The organism is Mycobacterium sp. 360MFTsu5.1 (genome assembly GCF_000383495.1).
In the GTDB taxonomy this organism is placed as follows: domain Bacteria; phylum Actinomycetota; class Actinomycetes; order Mycobacteriales; family Mycobacteriaceae; genus Mycobacterium; species Mycobacterium mucogenicum_B.
In genome coordinates, this window is sequence record NZ_KB911472.1 from 183,451 (window position 1) to 199,378 (window position 15,928).

Annotated in this window: 13 protein-coding genes; 9 read left to right on the plus strand and 4 right to left on the minus strand. The window is 67.0% G+C overall.

What is annotated here, in order from left to right; translation table 11 throughout:
- Positions 1-169: 169 nt before the first annotated feature.
- From H289_RS0124585 to pe, 3 genes are read left to right on the plus strand one after another with little or no spacing between them, the layout of a single operon-like run.
- Positions 170-1,609, plus strand: a complete 1,440-nt coding sequence (locus H289_RS0124585; RefSeq protein ID WP_029105696.1) for a condensation domain-containing protein — start codon at positions 170-172, stop codon at positions 1,607-1,609.
- A gap of 31 nt (positions 1,610-1,640) precedes the next feature.
- Positions 1,641-4,616 (plus strand): MMPL/RND family transporter, encoded by a 2,976-nt coding sequence (locus H289_RS0124590; protein ID WP_029105697.1) that lies wholly within the window; start codon positions 1,641-1,643, stop codon positions 4,614-4,616.
- Positions 4,613-5,776: an acyltransferase PE gene (pe, locus tag H289_RS0124595; protein ID WP_020103505.1), complete on the plus strand. Its 1,164-nt coding sequence runs from the start codon at positions 4,613-4,615 to the stop codon at positions 5,774-5,776. The genes H289_RS0124590 and pe overlap by 4 nt, the downstream gene beginning before the upstream one ends.
- Positions 5,777-5,779: 3 nt before the next feature.
- Here pe and H289_RS0124600 read toward each other — a convergent pair whose 3' ends face one another.
- Together H289_RS0124600 and H289_RS0124605 are read right to left on the minus strand one after the other, a co-directional pair.
- Complete coding sequence (locus H289_RS0124600) at positions 5,780-6,421, minus strand: GAP family protein (RefSeq protein WP_020103506.1); 642 nt, start codon at positions 6,419-6,421, stop codon at positions 5,780-5,782.
- Positions 6,422-6,430: 9 nt separating this feature from the next.
- Positions 6,431-8,143 carry an AMP-binding protein gene (locus H289_RS0124605; RefSeq protein WP_020103507.1) on the minus strand — a complete coding sequence of 571 codons (1,713 nt, stop codon included), beginning with the start codon at positions 8,141-8,143 and terminating at the stop codon, positions 6,431-6,433.
- Between the two features lie 315 nt (positions 8,144-8,458).
- Here H289_RS0124605 and H289_RS0124610 point away from each other — a divergent pair, with 315 nt between their 5' ends.
- From H289_RS0124610 to H289_RS0124635, 6 genes are all read left to right on the plus strand, one after another.
- Positions 8,459-9,334, plus strand: coding sequence for a CDP-diacylglycerol diphosphatase (locus tag H289_RS0124610; RefSeq protein ID WP_020103508.1), 876 nt, complete (start codon positions 8,459-8,461; stop codon positions 9,332-9,334).
- 77 nt (positions 9,335-9,411) lie between these two features.
- The gene (locus H289_RS33935) at positions 9,412-10,923 is read left to right on the plus strand and encodes a serine/threonine-protein kinase (RefSeq protein WP_081633542.1); all 1,512 of its coding nucleotides are present in this window, start codon (positions 9,412-9,414) and stop codon (positions 10,921-10,923) included.
- A 36-nt stretch (positions 10,924-10,959) separates the two neighbouring features.
- Positions 10,960-11,829, plus strand: a complete 870-nt coding sequence (rfbA, locus tag H289_RS0124620; RefSeq protein WP_020103509.1) for a glucose-1-phosphate thymidylyltransferase RfbA — start codon at positions 10,960-10,962, stop codon at positions 11,827-11,829.
- Entirely contained in the window at positions 11,829-12,827 is a 999-nt protein-coding gene (gene rfbB / locus H289_RS0124625; RefSeq protein WP_020103510.1) for a dTDP-glucose 4,6-dehydratase, read from the plus strand. The genes rfbA and rfbB overlap by 1 nt, the downstream gene beginning before the upstream one ends.
- A 14-nt stretch (positions 12,828-12,841) precedes the next feature.
- Complete coding sequence (gene rfbD, locus H289_RS0124630; RefSeq protein ID WP_029105698.1) at positions 12,842-14,248, plus strand: dTDP-4-dehydrorhamnose reductase; 1,407 nt, start codon at positions 12,842-12,844, stop codon at positions 14,246-14,248.
- 69 nt (positions 14,249-14,317) lie between these two features.
- The gene (locus H289_RS0124635; protein ID WP_020103512.1) at positions 14,318-14,803 is read left to right on the plus strand and encodes a flavin reductase family protein; all 486 of its coding nucleotides are present in this window, start codon (positions 14,318-14,320) and stop codon (positions 14,801-14,803) included.
- Position 14,804: 1 nt separating this feature from the next.
- Here the strand turns inward: H289_RS0124635 and H289_RS31295 are convergent, their stop codons facing one another.
- Positions 14,805-14,984, minus strand: coding sequence for a hypothetical protein (locus H289_RS31295; protein WP_020103513.1), 180 nt, complete (start codon positions 14,982-14,984; stop codon positions 14,805-14,807).
- A gap of 190 nt (positions 14,985-15,174) precedes the next feature.
- Positions 15,175-15,927, minus strand: a complete 753-nt coding sequence (locus H289_RS0124645; RefSeq protein WP_020103514.1) for a succinate dehydrogenase/fumarate reductase iron-sulfur subunit — start codon at positions 15,925-15,927, stop codon at positions 15,175-15,177.
- Between the last annotated feature and the right edge of the window lies 1 nt (position 15,928).

Here is a 15,928-nt window from a genome sequence, read left to right on the forward strand (position 1 = left end):
AGTATTACATGTAGGTTGCTGAAGCACGAGGATTATGCGCAGTGGTGCTGATTGGTCATCGACGACCGCCCCACCAGGCGTAACGGCGCCGGCAAAGGTTGCCGGGGTATGTTGATGACGCCATCAGCGTTGCCGGGCCTCAGTGTGTCCAGACCTGGGAGGAAAGTAATTGCGAATCGGGAAAATCACGATCGGAAAGATCGATGATTGGACGCCGATCCCAGGTGTTCTGACCTCTTGGCACCCGACCGAGACGGCTCGTGAAGTGGCCCGGCAGGCACCTGTGAGTTCGGTGCCGGTCAGCTACATGCAGGGCCAGCACATCCGGGGCGTCGTCGAGCGCACCGGCTCGGGCCTCGAGTACTCCCGGCAGATCATCGCAACATGCGAAGTGCCTGGTCAGTGCGATATCGCGGCCATGAACGAGGCGCTCAACTCGTATCTGCGCAGGCACGACACCTACCGCAGCTGGTTTGAGTACATCGACACCGGGGCGAGCGGAGCGACGGGAAATGGGTTCGCCGAGATCCGTCGTCGTACCATCAGCAATCCCGAAGACCTCGAATTCGAGCCTGTCAACCACGGCGAGCTGGCGGTCGAGGACGTCCGCAAGCACCTCGTGGACATCCCGACGCCGCTCGAGTGGGGCTGCTTCTCCTTCGGCATCGTCCAGAGCGAAGACAGCTTCAACTTCTACGCGGCCATCGACCACGTCCACGGCGACGCCGCGCTGATCGGCATCACCATGCTGGAGGCTCATGGCCGGTACACAGCATTGACAACAGGGGGCTCAGCGTTTGCTCTGCCCGACGCCGGAAGCTTCGACGAGTGGTGCGTCCAGGAGCACGAGCGGACCTCGGCGCTGACCGTCGATTCGCCCGAGGTTCAGGCCTGGATCGAGTTTGCTGAGAACAACAACAACAGCATGCCGGAATTCCCGTTGCCGCTGGGGAACGCGATGGAGCCGTCGGTCGGCGACATGGTCGGCGAATCGCTCTTGGACCCGGAGCAGACGGCGCGGTTCGAGGCTGCCTGTGAGGCGGCCGGCGCGCGCTTCGTCGGTGGCCTGTTCGCCTGCATGGCGCAGGTCGAGCACGAATTGACCGGTGCGGCAACGTATTACGGCCTCACGCCGCGCGACACCCGGCGTACGTCGGACAACTTCATGACGCAGGGCTGGTTCACCGGCCTGGTGCCCATCACCGTGCCGATCGCCGCGGCGACGTTCAATGAAGCCGCTTGGGCGGCGCAGGAGTCGTTCGACGGCAACCTCAACATGGCGCGGGTTCCGTACTACCGCGTCCTGGAGCTCGCGCCTTGGCTGGACTGGCCGCGGCCCAACTTCCCGGTGTCGAACTTCCTGCACGGCGGTGCGGCGCCGCTCAACACCATCCTCGCGGCCACCGAGATGGGGTACGCCAACAACATCGGCATCTACTCCGACGGCCGGTACTCCTACCAGCTGACCATCTACATCTTCCGCTACGAAGGTGGCACGGTCATGGAGGTCATGTACCCCGACAACCCCATCGCCAAGAAGTCCGTCACCCGGTATCTCGAGGCAATGAAGTCGGTCTGCACGCGGATCGCCGACGGCGGGAACTGGTGACCCGTCGGGCGGGCTCGACAAGGGGCCTCAGTTGCGACGGCTAGCCGATTTTGTCGTGCGGTGGCCGTGGGCGGTGATCGGCCTGTGGATCACGCTGGCCGTGGCGCTGCCGCTGGCCGTGCCGAGTCTCAACGAGATGGCCCAGAAGCATCCGCTGGCGATGTTGCCCGCCGATGCGCCGTCGAACGTCGCCGCCCGGCACATGACCGAGGCGTTCAAGGAACCCGGCACCGACGACCTCCTGCTCGTCGTGCTCATCAACGACCGCGGCCTCGACCGCAATGACGAAGCCACCTACCGCAAGCTGGTGGACGCCCTGCGCGAAGACCAGCACGACGTCGTCATGATGCAGGACTTCGTCAGCACGCCGCCCCTGCGCAACTTCATGACCAGCAAGGACAAGAAGGCCTGGGTGTTGCCGGTCGGCCTGGCCGGTGCGCTGGGCACGCCGCAGTCGTACGCCGCCTACAACCGCGTGGCCGACATCGTCCGGCACAGCACCGCCGGCAGCCCGCTCAAGATCCATCTGTCCGGACCCGCGGCCACCGTCGCCGACCTCACCGTCGCCGGTGAGAAAGACCGGATGCCCATCGAGATCGCCATCGCGGTCCTCGTGCTCCTGGTCCTGCTGATCGTCTACCGCAATCCGGTGACGATGATGCTGCCGCTCGCCGGCATCGGTATGTCGCTGGTGATCGCGCAGGCGACGGTCGCCGGGCTGTCCCAGCTGACCGGGCTGGGCGTGTCGAACCAGGCCATAATCCTGTTGAGCGCCATGATCTTCGGTGCCGGCACCGACTACGCGGTGTTCCTGATCAGCCGCTACCACGACTATGTGCGGCAGGGCCTGGAATCCGCGGATGCCGTCCGGCGGGCATTGGGTTCCGTCGGCAAGGTCATCACCGCCTCGGCCGCGACCGTCGGCGTCACGTTCCTCGGCATCAGCTTCGCCAAGATGGGCGTCTTCTCCACCGTCGGCGTCTCGTCGGCCATCGGCATCCTCGTGGCGTTCCTCGCCGCGATCACGCTGCTGCCGGCGATCATCACGCTCGTCGGGCCGAAGGGCTGGATCAAGCCGCGCAACGAGATCACCGCACAGCTGTGGCGCCGGTCCGGCGCGCGCATCGTGCGCCGGCCGCGGCTGCACCTGGTGGCCAGCCTGCTGGTGCTGCTCCTGCTGGCCAGCGCCGCGGTCTTCGCGAAGTTCAACTACGACGACCGCAAGGCCGTCGCCGCATCGGCCCCCAGCTCCATCGGGTACGCCGCGCTCGAGAGCCACTTCAACGTCAACCAGTCGGTGCCGTCGTACGTCCTCGTCCAGTCGCCGCGCGACCTGCGCTCCCCGCAAGCTCTCGCTGACCTCGAGCAGATGGCATCGCGCATCAGCCAACTGCCGGACGTCGCCATGGTCAGCGGCATCACCCGTCCCCTCGGCGAGGTGCCGCCCGAGTTCCGGGCCACCTTCCAGGCGGGCCTGGTCGGTGACCGGCTGACCGAGGGCGCCGGAATGATCGGCGAGCGCACGGGCGACATCAACCGGCTCGCAAAGGGTGCCGACACCCTCGCGACCAACCTCGCCGACGTGCGCGGCCAGGTTGGCCAGATCGCCACGCAACTGCAGACGACGCTGGATGCTTTCACCGCGATCCGCAGCCAGTACGGCGGCAACAAGCTGGTGCAGAACGTGGAAGTCGCGGCCAAGCTCGTCAACAGTGTCAGCAAGCTGGGCAACACGCTCGGGCTGAATTACACGGCGGCCAAAGACATGTTCGGCTGGGTGGGCCCGGTGCTGGCGGCGCTGCAGAACAACGCGGTGTGCGACCTCGACGTGTCCTGCGCCGAAACCCGCGGCCATTTCCAGCGGCTCGAACAGGCGCGCCAGGACGGCACCATCGACGAGATCAACAAGCTCGCCGGGCAGTTGCAGACCATGCAGGATCAGAAGACGCTCAACGCGTCGGTGCAGCAGCTCCAGAGCGCGATGACCAACCTGACCAAGGTGATGCGCAGCATGGGGATGGACAGCCCGGCCGGCGCGCAGGCCAATCTGACCAAGTTGCGCCAGGGCGCCGACCGTTCGGCGACCGGCAGCCGGGAGGTCGCCAACGGCGTCGACGAGGTCGTCGAGCAGATCAAGCTGATGCGTTCGGGCCTCGACCAGGCCGGGGCCTTCCTGCTGTCGATGAAACAGAACGCGGCCGGCCCGACGCAGGCGGGCTTCAACATCCCGCCCGAGGTACTGCAGCTCGAAGCCTTCAAGTCGGCGTCCAAGATGTTCATCTCGCCCGACGGGCACTCGGTGCGGTACCTCGTGCTCACCAAACTCGACCCGTTCAGCTCCGCCGCCATGGATCAGGTCAACACCATCCGCGACACCGCCCGCGGCGCCCAGCCCAACACGTCGCTGTCGGACGCCACGGTGTCGATGGGCGGATACCCGGTGGCGCTCAAGGACACTCGCGACTACTACCAGAACGACATCCGGTTCATCATCATCGTCACCGTCGCGGTGGTGCTGCTGATTCTCATGCTGTTGCTGCGGTCGCTGATCGCACCGCTGTATCTGGTTGGCTCCGTGGTGCTTTCGTACTTCGCGGCGCTCGGCATCGGCGTCGTGGTGTTCCAGTACCTGTTCCACCAGCCGCTGCACTGGACCGTGCCACCACTGGCATTCGTGGTGCTGGTCGCGGTCGGCGCCGACTACAACATGCTGTTCGTCTCACGCATGCGTGACGAGTCACCACATGGCATGCGCTACGGCATCATTCGCACGCTGTCGTCGACCGGCGGCGTCATCACCGCAGCCGGCCTGATCTTCGCGGCCTCGATGTGGGGTCTGCTGTTCTCCAGCATCGGTACCGTGATCCAGGGCGGCTTCGTCATCGGCGCCGGCATCCTGCTGGACACCTTCCTGGTGCGGACCATCACCGTGCCCGCCATGGCCACGCTCGTCGGAGACGCGAACTGGTGGCCGTCCCGCCCGAAACCGCAAGGGAGCGACGTATGAACAAGCGACTTGCCAGCTCGTTGGCGATTGCCACCACGCTGTTGACGGTCGGTGCCTCTGGGCCCCTTGCGAATTGGATCGCGACGGCCGACGAGCCGTGGGCGGGTCCCGGGTCCGGCTCGGGCTCCGGCGAGCCGATCGTCCCCGCCATCCCGCCGATCGGTACGCCCGGCCGCGGGTACGCACTCGGCGGCGCACACGTCATGGGCATCCCGTACGACGAGTACATCCGCCGCACCGGCGCCGACTGGTTCCCGGGCCTCAAGCGCGAGATCGTCGACTATCCCGCCGGCCAGGTGCAGGGCCACGTGCTGAGCTTCATCCCGGGCATCGAAGAACTGCACGAGAAGATGCCCGAGATCGGACTGAACGGCCCCAGCATCGGCGAGTCGGTCGAGGTCGGCAAGAACAACGTCGTCAACCGCGTCCGCGAGGGCGGCCCCGGCACCGTGATCGGCCTGTCCGAAGGCGCCATGGTCGTGCACGCCGTGCAGGACCGGCTGGCCTACGACCCGGCGGCGCCGCCACCGAACGAGCTGTCGTTCGCCACCTACGGCGACCCGCTCGCCATCAACCCGTGGACGCAGAGCTTCCTGCGGCAGACGTACCCGGTCGGCAGCACGGTGCCCGCGCTCGACTTCCTGATGCCGCCGGTGGTCGACAGTCAGTACGACACTTACCAATTCATCTCCGCATACGACAGCATCGCCGACTGGCCGGACCGGCCCGACAACCTGATGGCGCTCGCGAACGCGGTCGTCGGCCTCGCCACCGGCCACACCGCGGTGGCGTTCACCAACCCCAAGAACGTGCCGCCGCAGAACATCATCAAGACCGTCAACTCCCGCGGCGCGACGACCACGACGTACATGATCCCCGAGCAGCACCTGCCGCTCGTCGTGCCGTTCAAGTACCTCGGGATGTCCGAAGCGGACATGAATCACCTTGACGCCGTGATGAAACCCATGGTGGATGCGGGATATTCACGCAATGACGACCCGGCGACCGCACCCGTCACCGTCGATCCCGTCAACGGCTACGACCCCGCCGCCGCCACCGCCCCGGCCACGCAGGCCGCCTTCGGTGGTGCCGCCGACCCGGTGTCACAGCTGATGTCGGGTATCAACTACGTGCTGAGCCACGGGCCGAGCGCGCACTAGGGGTCAGATCCCCACCGCGCCCGCGGCGACGAGCACAACACCCACCGCCGCCAGCAGGCCCGCGACTTCGTGGCGCTGGCGGGCACGAATCCAGTTGTGCAGGTTGCTCATCGCGGTCCGGGTTCGTTGCGGCGCGATGAGGTAGGCCAGCAGCGGGATTTCGACCAACGAGAACGCCACCACGTTGAAGGTCACCAGCGCGCCCATCCGCACCCCGGCCTCGAGGTGCGCGGCGGCGATGACGGCCAGTGCCGCGAGGTAGTCGACCGAGGGCAGCGCGATGCCCAGGCCCGCGACACCGGCGATCCACAGCGACCGGCCGGTGAGCAGCCGGGTCAGCCAGTCCGGGACGGTTCGCTCGCGACCCTTCGTGACGGCCAGCAGCACCGCGGCCACCAAGGCCAGCACGCCGATCACGATCTGGACCGTCGGCAGGTTGAAATGCGCTGAGGCCCAAGCGGGTAACCGTGACTCGAGGAAAAACAGGACGACGGCGCCGACGGACAGCCCCATCAGGAAACCGCCGCACAGGAATGCCGCCAACTGCAGGTGTGGGCGCGGCCGGTTCAGCATGACGACGGACATGCCGATCCGGAACGGCTCCAGGCTCACCGCGACCGCCATCACCAGCAGGGTGATCCACATGCGATGCGGTTACGCGTCCAACCGGACGAACTGCCCCTGCCGATACTGCTCGGCGCACGCCGACCGGCGCATCTTGCCGCTCGTGGTGGTCGGGATGGACCCGGCTTCCACCAGCACGACGTCGGCGACCTGTAGTCCATGCGCCCGCGAAATCGCCGCCACCACATCGTTTTTCAGCCCATCGAGCGCAGCGGCGTCGGCCCGCGACTTGAGCTCGATGATTGTTACCAGCTGGTCGGTGTGGTCGTCGGTCACGGCGATCGCCGCCACCCGGCCACGGCTGATCTTCTGGACTGTCGCTTCGATGTCGTCGGAGTAGTGGTTGCGGCCACGCACGATCAGCATGTCCTTGATGCGGCCCACGATGAAGAGGTCGCCGTCGGAGATGAAGCCCTGGTCGCCGGTCCGCAGCCAGCCCGTCTCGGGCGTGCCCTCGGGGGCGCCCACCAGGGTCGCGTCGAAAGCGGACCCCGTCTGTTCCGGCTTGCGCCAGTACCCGGCGGACACATTGTCGCCGCGGACCCAGATTTCGCCGACGACGCCGTCGGGGCACACCTGGCAGGTGTCGGCGTCGACGATTTCCAGCAGCGGCGACGGCGCCCGCCCGTACCGCATGAGCGGCGTCCCGCCGGGTTTGCGCAACGCGATGCCCTGGGTCAGTTCGTCGGCGGCGAACTCGACGACCTCCGGCGGCCGGCCGTGGGCGCCGCTGGCCACGTAAAGCGTCGCCTCGGCCAGGCCGTAGGACGGCACCATCATCTCGGGCCGGAAGCCGACGGCGGCGAAGCGTTCGTCGAACTTGATCAGGGTGGGCGGGTGAATGCGTTCGGCACCGTTGTTGATGCCGATGACGCCGCTCAGATCGAGCTCGCCCATCTCGTCGTCGGTGACGCGCCGGGTCGCGAGGTCGAACGCGAAGTTCGGGGCGGCCGACCACGCAGGGTTGTTCCGGGACAGCGCCTGCAACCAGCGGACGGGACGGGTCAGGAACGCGATGGGGCTCATGAGGTCGGCCTTGTGGCCGGAGAAGACCGGCACCGCGATCCCGAGCACCAGGCCCATGTCGTGATAGAAGGGCAGCCACGAGACGAGCGTCGACCCCGGCGGCAGCTCGCCACCGTGCTGCGACAACAGGTCGGCGAGCAATTGCTCGACGTTCACGCGCAGGTTCTTGTGCGAGATCATCACGCCGGCCGGCAGCCGCGTCGACCCGGAGGTGTACTGCAGGTAGGCGATGTCCGGGCCGGCCGGCACCTCTTCATCGAAGTCCCGGTCCGCGTCCAGATCGAGGGTGTCGACGGCGATCACCGCGACCATCGAGGCACCGTCGTCCACGTTCTGCGCGGCGATGTCGAACGCGGCCGCGGTGGTCAGCACGACCGTCGGCGACGTGTCGGTGATGACGGCGCTCACCCGCTCGTCGTGCGAACCCGGCAGCGGGACCGACAGCGGCACCGCGATGAAACCCGCCTGCATGGCGCCCAGAAACCCGACGATGTAGGCCAGCCCCTGCGGCGCGATGATCAGCGCGCGGTCGCCGGGGACGCCGTGCATGCGGAGCTCGTGCGCCACGTTGAGGGTGCGACGGTACAGCTGGGCCCAGGTCAGGCTCTCGGTGACGCCGTCCCAGTCGTGGTCGTAGTCGGTGAAGGTGTAGGCCACGTCGTCGGGAGTCGCGCCGGCGCGCTCGCGCAGGACGGACAGGATCGACGCATCGGACATGGCGCCAGGTTACTCAACTCACATGTGACCGGTGGTACCTGGTTTGCCGGCGCGGGCTACACCGGTCACCGAGGCCGGGCTCTCCACAGACACCTTCCGTCGGGAGCCGTCAACTTTCGTTGACGGTCAAGGAAAGTTGACGGCTCCAAATCGAATGTGCCGAAGGAGAGCCGATCAACGGAAACCGGCGTGTGTCCCCCAATCGGGGGACGCCGATTTCGTCCGGTCGGGGGCCCGATCAGCGGACTGACCTGGGCCGTCGATTCCGCGAAGGTTGTTTCAACGCCAAAACGGCCCCAACCTTCAGGAGACGATATGACCACCACGACCGTGACCACCCGCCCCCGCTTCACCCGCCGTATCGCGGCCGCCGCCCTGGTGGTAGCGCCGGCGCTGGCGTTCGGTCTCTCGCCCGCCGCCCACGCAGAGACGGGCACGCAGCATTTCCAGGGCTGCGACAACGGCAAGGACGACCCGATCTGGGACGGCGTCCGGCCGCCGACCCACTCGCACCCGCTGGAGCACTCGCCGAAGCACCCGGGCGGGAACTTCGACATCCAGTGGCCGGGCAACGACTCGACGCGCGGATGGGCAGTGCATCCGGGTGTGGACATGACGAAGACCCAGGATCTGCTGGTGGTTCCCACCGTCCGTGAGACCGGGATCGAATGCGACAACCTGCTGCGCGGCGACGCCCCGAACTACTTCAAGCACGCCTACGAGTCGGTTCACTTCATGACGGGCGGCCCGGACTGGGCACTCGGGCTCAACTCGGCGGACGGCCGCCGGCTGAACCAGCTGCACATCCACCTGACCCGGCTGTACGGTCCGGCAGTCGCCGACATCGCGCAGGCGGTCAAGGCCGGCAAGGTGAGCAACAACGAGCACAAGTGGGTCGATCAGGTCATCGAGGTCACCGGGCACAAGGACGACAAGTTCATCAAGTCCGAGGACAGCAAGCACCAGTACCGGGCCTGGATCACGGACAGCGTCGACGCCAACTTCTTCAAGAAGCTGAACGACGACATCGTCACGCCGCTGCACAAGCAGGGCAAGCCGGTCGGCATGTCGCACGAGGCGATGCTGATCACGCGCAACCCAGCGGGCAAAGGGTTCGTGGTCCTGGAAAGCGACACGAACAGTGGCATCCACGGTGTCCCCAACATCGAAGGGATTCTGGACAAGAGGTAGGTCCACGTCGAAAAGGCGGTCACCCGAGCGAGTCTCGAGTGGCCGCCGATTCGCGTTCTGGCAGTTACGATCCGACCATGTCGCTGCCCGATGGATCGGTTTTCGCCGGATTCACCGTGGTCCGAAAGCTGGGCGCCGGCGGCATGGGCGAGGTGTATCTGGTCCAGCATCCGCGACTGCCCCGCACCGATGCGCTGAAGGTCCTGCCGGCGTCGTTGTCCGCCGACGCCGAATACCGCCGGCGCTTCGAGCGCGAGGCCGACGCCGCGGCGACGCTGTGGCATCAGCACATCGTCGGAGTGCACGACCGCGGCGAGTACGACGGGCGCCTGTGGATCTCGATGGACTACGTCGACGGTTCCGATGCCGGCAACGTGCTCCGGACGCAGTGCCCCGGCGGCATGCCGCGGGACCAGGTGATCGCGATCGTCACCGCGATCGCCGACGCGCTGGATCATGCGCACAGTCGCGGGCTGCTGCACCGGGACGTCAAACCCGCGAACATCCTGTTGAGCGGACGGGGCCCGGGCCGCGGCCGGGTGATGTTGGCCGATTTCGGGATCGCCCGGCGCGTCGACGATTTCGACGGACTGACGTCGACGAACATGACGCTCGGTACGCCGAACTACGCGGCGCCGGAGCAATTGCTCGGTGAGGCGCTCGACGGCCGCACGGACCAATACGCCTTGGCCGCCACCGCTTTTCAGCTGCTGACCGGCCAGCCTCCGGGTGGCGATTCGACGCCCGTCGTGCTCATCAGCCAACGCGTCAGTGGCGTGGTGCCACGACTGGCCGACGTCCGCCCGGACCTCGCCGACCTGGACCCCGTGCTGGCCATCGCGATGGCCCGCCGGCCCGCTGACCGCTTCCGTTCGTGCGGGGATTTCGCCGCGGCGCTGGCGCGTGGTGCGGCGGCGACGCTGCCGCCGGTCGCCGCACCCGCGGTACCCGGAGTGCCGACAGTCGCAGCCGCGCCGCCTCCCGCACCCATGGGCCTTGTGCGCCAAGCTGATCCGTCGCCCACGGCACGGTCCGGAATGAGTCCGACGGCCTGGGCGCTGATCGGCGTGGGGATCCTGCTGGTGGTGACGTTGGTCTTCGTCGGCGTCGTGCTGATGCGCGGGCATGACGGACGCAGCGGCCCAACGACTTCGGCGGAGGCCACGACAACCATGTCCGAGCCGACGGGCGTGACCGTGACGTCGGTCGAGTCCACCGAGCCGGAGCCCCCGACCTCGCTGGTGCCCACCACCGCGCGAATGGTGCTGCCCGACGCCGACACCCGCGGCTTCACCACCTACAACGGCGCCGCCCGGTGCACCGGAGCGGACGAGGCCGCGATGATCCTGCGCACCGCGCAATCGGCGGTCGTGATCTGCCGCAGCAGCGTCGGGGTGCTGTATTACCTGGGCTATCGAATCTCCGACGGCGCCACGATCCGATTGGGAACCGTGAACGAGTCCGGCGACGGCTTCGTCGCGTTCAACGATCCCGATGCCGCTGAGTACCACGTCTCGTCGTCAGGCCTGGAAATCGTGCAGAACGGCAAGACGCTGGCGTCCGAGCCTGCGGTTGAGTCCGCTCGGTGAGCACCTGACGCGGTGCGCGTATGTCAGGATGGCCGGGTGAAAGGCATCATCCTGGCCGGGGGCGCGGGCACGCGACTACACCCCGTCACCGCCGGGGTGTCCAAGCAGCTGATCCCGGTCTACGACAAGCCGATGATCTACTACCCGCTGTCCACGTTGATGCTGGCGGGGATCACCGACATCCTCGTCATCACGACGCCGCTCGACGCGCCGAGTTTCGAACGGCTGCTCGGCGACGGATCGCAGTACGGCGTCTCGATCAGCTATGCCCAGCAGCCGTCGCCCGATGGGTTGGCGCAGGCCTTCACCATCGGTGCTGACTTCCTCGGCGGTGACAGCGTGGCGCTGGTCCTCGGCGACAACCTGCTGTACGGCCCGGGCCTGGGCACGCAGCTGCAGCGGTTCAACAACGTCGACGGCGGCGCGATCTTCGGCTACTGGGTCGCCGAACCCTCGGCCTACGGCGTCATCGAATTCGACGATGCCGGGCATGCGGTTTCGCTCGAGGAAAAGCCGGCAGTGCCGAAGAGCAACTACGCCGTGCCGGGGCTGTACTTCTACAGCAACGACGTGGTGTCGATCGCCCGCGAGTTGAAACCCAGTGCCCGCGGCGAGTACGAGATCACCGACATCAACCGAACGTACTTGGCGCAGAACCGGTTACGCGTGCAGGTGCTGCCGCGCGGCACGGCGTGGCTCGACACGGGGACGTTCGATCAGATGACCGACGCCGCCGAGTTCGTGCGGACCATCGAGCGCCGCACCGGCCTGAAAATCGGCGTTCCCGAGGAAATCGCCTGGCGGCGTGGCTATCTCAGCGGCGACGAGCTGCGCGAGCGCGCCGAGCCGTTGGTGAAGTCGGGCTACGGCACGTACCTGCTGGACCTGTTGAGCAGGGGGTACTGATGGCGCGGCTGCTGGTCACCGGGGGCGCCGGATTCATCGGCGCCAACTTCGTCCGATACGTCCTGGACCACACCGACCATCACGTCACGGTGCTGGACAAGCTGACCTACGCGGGCAACCGGGAGTCGCTTGCCGGCCTGCCCGAACAGCGGATGACGTTCGTCCTGGGTGACGTGGCCGACGCCGCGCTGGTCGACGAGCTGATGGCGACGACAGACGTCGTGGTGCACTTCGCCGCCGAATCGCACAACGACAACTCGCTGCGCGATCCGGAACCGTTCCTGCATACCAACGTGGTCGGGACGTTCACGCTGCTGGAGTCGGTCCGCAAGCACGGCACCCGGCTGCACCACATCTCGACCGACGAGGTCTACGGCGACCTCGAACTCGACGACCCCGCCAAGTTCACCGAACGCACGGCCTACAACCCGTCGTCGCCCTATTCGTCGACCAAGGCCGGCAGTGATCTGTTGGTCCGGGCGTGGGTGCGTTCGTTCGGCGTGCGCGCCACAATCTCCAACTGCTCCAACAACTATGGGTCCTACCAGCACGTCGAGAAGTTCATTCCACGGCAGATCACCAACGTGCTGCGCGGCATCCGGCCGAAGCTCTACGGCGCGGGCCGCAACGTGCGGGACTGGATCCACGTGGACGACCACTCGTCCGCCGTGCTGACGATCATCGAGAAGGGGCGCCTCGGCGATACCTATCTGATCGGCGCCAACGGCGAAAAGGACAACAAGACCGTCATCGAGATGATCCTGACGGAGATGGGCCAGCCGGCCGACGGCTACGACCACGTGACGGACCGCGCCGGCCACGACCTGCGCTACGCCATCGATTCGACCAAGCTGCGCACCGAACTCGGTTGGCAGCCAACGTATGTCGACTTCGCCGACGGGCTGCGCGCCACCATCGCCTGGTATCGCGACAACGAGGCATGGTGGCGCCCGGTCAAGGACGCCACCGAAGCGCGCTACGCCAGCCAGGGCCAGTGAGTGATGGGCAACCCGTGACCGAATACGGAAAACCGTTGTCCGCCACTGCCACACCGATTCCCGGCCTGACCATCTGGGACCTGCCGGTGCACGGCGACAACCGTGGCTGGTTCAAGGAGAACTGGCAGCGCGAGAAGATGACGGCGCTCGGGCTGCCGGACTTCGGGCCCGTGCAGAACAACATCTCGTTCAACGACGCCGCGGGCACCACCCGCGGCATCCACGCCGAACCGTGGGACAAGTTCGTCTCGGTGGCGACGGGCCGGATCTTCGGCGCCTGGGTCGACCTGCGCGACGGCCCGACGTTCGGGGCGGTGTTCACCGCCGAGCTCGATCCGTCGCGAGCGGTGTTCGTGCCCCGTGGGGTCGGCAACGCGTTCCAGACGCTGGCGCCCGACACCGCGTACGTCTACCTGGTCAACGACCACTATTCGCCTGACGCGCAATATGTTTCGGTGAACCTGGCCGACGAGACGCTGGCCATCGAATGGCCGATTCCGCTCGAGCGCGCCGAGCTCTCGGCCAAGGACCGGACGCATCCCCGGCTGGCGGACATCCAGCCGGTCGCACCGCGAAAGACGTTGGTACTGGGCGCCAATGGCCAAGTCGGCCGGGCCCTGCGCGCTGAATACGGTGATGATCCCAGCGTCGAGTTCGTCACCCGCGACGACGTGGACCTGACCGGCGACCTGGACAGCGCCCGTCGGTGGCAGGACTACGACACCGTGATCAACGCCGCCGCGTACACCGCCGTGGATGCGGCCGAGACCCCGAGTGGGCGAGCCGACGCCTGGGCAGTCAACGTCACCGCCGTTGCGGCGCTGGCCCGTATCGCGACGGCCCGCGGCCTCACACTGGTGCACATCTCCAGCGACTACGTCTTCGACGGGACCTCCGACTCGCCGTACCGGGAGGACGACCCGATCGCCCCGCTCGGGGTGTACGGCCAGACCAAGGCGGCCGGCGACCAGATCGTCGCGACGGTGCCGCGGCACTATGTCCTGCGGACGTCGTGGGTTATCGGGGACGGCCGCAACTTCGTCCGGACCATGGCGTCGCTGGCCGAGCGCGGCGTGGACCCGTCCGTGGTCGACGACCAGGTCGGGCGGCTGACGTTCACCTCCGAGCTGGCCCGGGCGATCCGCCACCTGACGACGACCGGTGCGCCGTACGGAACGTACAACGTCACCGGTTCGGGCCCGGCGACGTCATGGGCGGACATCGCCCGCCGGGTATTCGAGCTCACCGGCCACGATCCGGCGCGGGTGACGGGCGTCAGCACCGACGCCTATTTCGCCTCGGCGACCAGCGCGGTGGCCCCTCGCCCGCGCAACAGCGTGCTCGACAACCAGAAGCTGGAATCAACGGGATTCATACCCCGGCCGGCCGAAGACTCGCTGGCGCGCTACCTGAGCTGCTAGCAGCGCGTTCCCGCCAAGCGGACGCTTGCTCGGGTGGCTCGGGGAGCGTCATGTGAAGATGGACGGACTATGAGCTCTACAGATCTCAGCCCGGCATCCCTGCGCGCGGCGTTCGGCCACTTCCCGATCGGCGTCGTCGCCATCGCAGCCCACGTCAACGGCGAGAAGGTCGGCCTGGCCGCCAGCACCTTCGTGCCCGTGTCGCTCGAGCCGCCGCTGGTGTCGTTCTGTGTGCAGAACACGTCGACCACCTGGCCGAAGCTCAAGGACCTGCCGGCTCTGGGCATCAGCGTGCTGGGCCAGCAGCACGACGCCGCGGCGCGCACCCTGGCCGCCAAGACCGGCGACCGGTTCGCGGGCATGGAAACCGAGTTGCGCGACAACGGCGCACTGTTCATCCACGGCACCAGCGTGTGGCTGGAGACGTCGATCGATCAGCTGGTCCCCGCCGGCGATCACACCATCGTGGTGCTGGCGATCAGCGACATCGTCATCAACCCCGACGTCGAGCCGATGGTCTTCCACCGCAGCGCATTCCGGCGCTTGGAGGCGTGAGTCAGGGCTTGGCGGCCAATTCCTGCCGATACGCCGCGACCCGCGCCTCGAGTTCAGCGGCGTCGTCAGGCCGCCCTTCCTTGCGGGCCAGTTCGGCGCGCAGGGAGAGTTCGCGGATCGCGGTCCGAATGTCGTTGACGCTGTGCGTTTCTGATTGGCCCATCTGGCTGCCTTTCGTCACGGATTGGCTGCCCTTCCGAGCGTACGCCGAAACATCGCCGTCCCCGCCGGATCGGCAATCTGGCGGGACCGGCTGCTCTCCTGTGACATGTTCGGGCCAGAGGCGTCAACTTTCCTTGACCGTCAAGGCAAGTTGACGGCCTCAGATCGAACATCTACCAAGGCGGGCGTCACGCCCGGCGTCGCGCGCCCTAACGGCGGAAGAGCTTGTTCCCCAGCCAGACGATGGGGTCGTACTTGCGGTCGGCGACGCGCTCCTTCATCGGAATCAGCGCGTTGTCGGTGATCTTGATGTGCTCGGGGCAGACCTCGGTGCAGCACTTGGTGATGTTGCAGTAGCCCAGGCCGAACTCGTCCTGCGCCATGTCCTTGCGGTCGAGCGTGTCCAAAGGATGCATGTCCAACTCGGCCACCCGCATCAGGAAGCGCGGCCCGGCGAACGCCTGCTTGTTCTCCTCGTGATCGCGCACGACGTGGCAGGTGTTCTGGCACAGGAAGCACTCGATGCACTTGCGGAACTCCTGCGATCGCTCGACGTCTTCCTGCTGCATCCGGTACTCGCCGGGCTCGAGGTCCTTCGGCGGCGCGAAAGACGGGATCTGGCGCGCCTTTTCGTAGTTGAACGACACATCGGTCACCAGGTCGCGCATGATCGGGAACGCCCGCAGCGGCGTGATGGTGACGGTCTCGGCCGGATCGAACGTCGACATCCGCGTCATGCACATCAGCCGGGGACGGCCGTTGACCTCCGCCGAACACGACCCGCACTTGCCGGCCTTGCAGTTCCACCGCACCGCCAGGTCCGGGGCCTGCGTGGCCTGGATGCGGTGGATGATGTCGAGCACCACCTCACCGTCGTTGACCTCGACCTTGAAGTCGTCGAGACCACCGCCGGTGTCGTCCCCGCGCCAGACCCGCAGATTGGCTTGGTAGCTGTTGCTCATC

What these genes read in the sequence shown, in the direction of transcription:
- pe (WP_020103505.1), top strand. Translation starts at nt 4,613, where the DNA reads ATGAACAAGCGACTTGCCAGCTCGTTGGCGATTGCCACCACGCTGTTG.
- H289_RS0124600 (WP_020103506.1), bottom strand. Translation starts at nt 6,421, where the DNA reads ATGTGGATCACCCTGCTGGTGATGGCGGTCGCGGTGAGCCTGGAGCCG.
- H289_RS0124605 (WP_020103507.1), bottom strand. Translation starts at nt 8,143, where the DNA reads ATGTCCGATGCGTCGATCCTGTCCGTCCTGCGCGAGCGCGCCGGCGCG.
- H289_RS0124610 (WP_020103508.1), top strand. Translation starts at nt 8,459, where the DNA reads ATGACCACCACGACCGTGACCACCCGCCCCCGCTTCACCCGCCGTATC.
- H289_RS33935 (WP_081633542.1), top strand. Translation starts at nt 9,412, where the DNA reads ATGTCGCTGCCCGATGGATCGGTTTTCGCCGGATTCACCGTGGTCCGA.
- rfbB (WP_020103510.1), top strand. Translation starts at nt 11,829, where the DNA reads ATGGCGCGGCTGCTGGTCACCGGGGGCGCCGGATTCATCGGCGCCAAC.
- H289_RS0124635 (WP_020103512.1), top strand. Translation starts at nt 14,318, where the DNA reads ATGAGCTCTACAGATCTCAGCCCGGCATCCCTGCGCGCGGCGTTCGGC.
- H289_RS0124645 (WP_020103514.1), bottom strand. Translation starts at nt 15,927, where the DNA reads ATGAGCAACAGCTACCAAGCCAATCTGCGGGTCTGGCGCGGGGACGAC.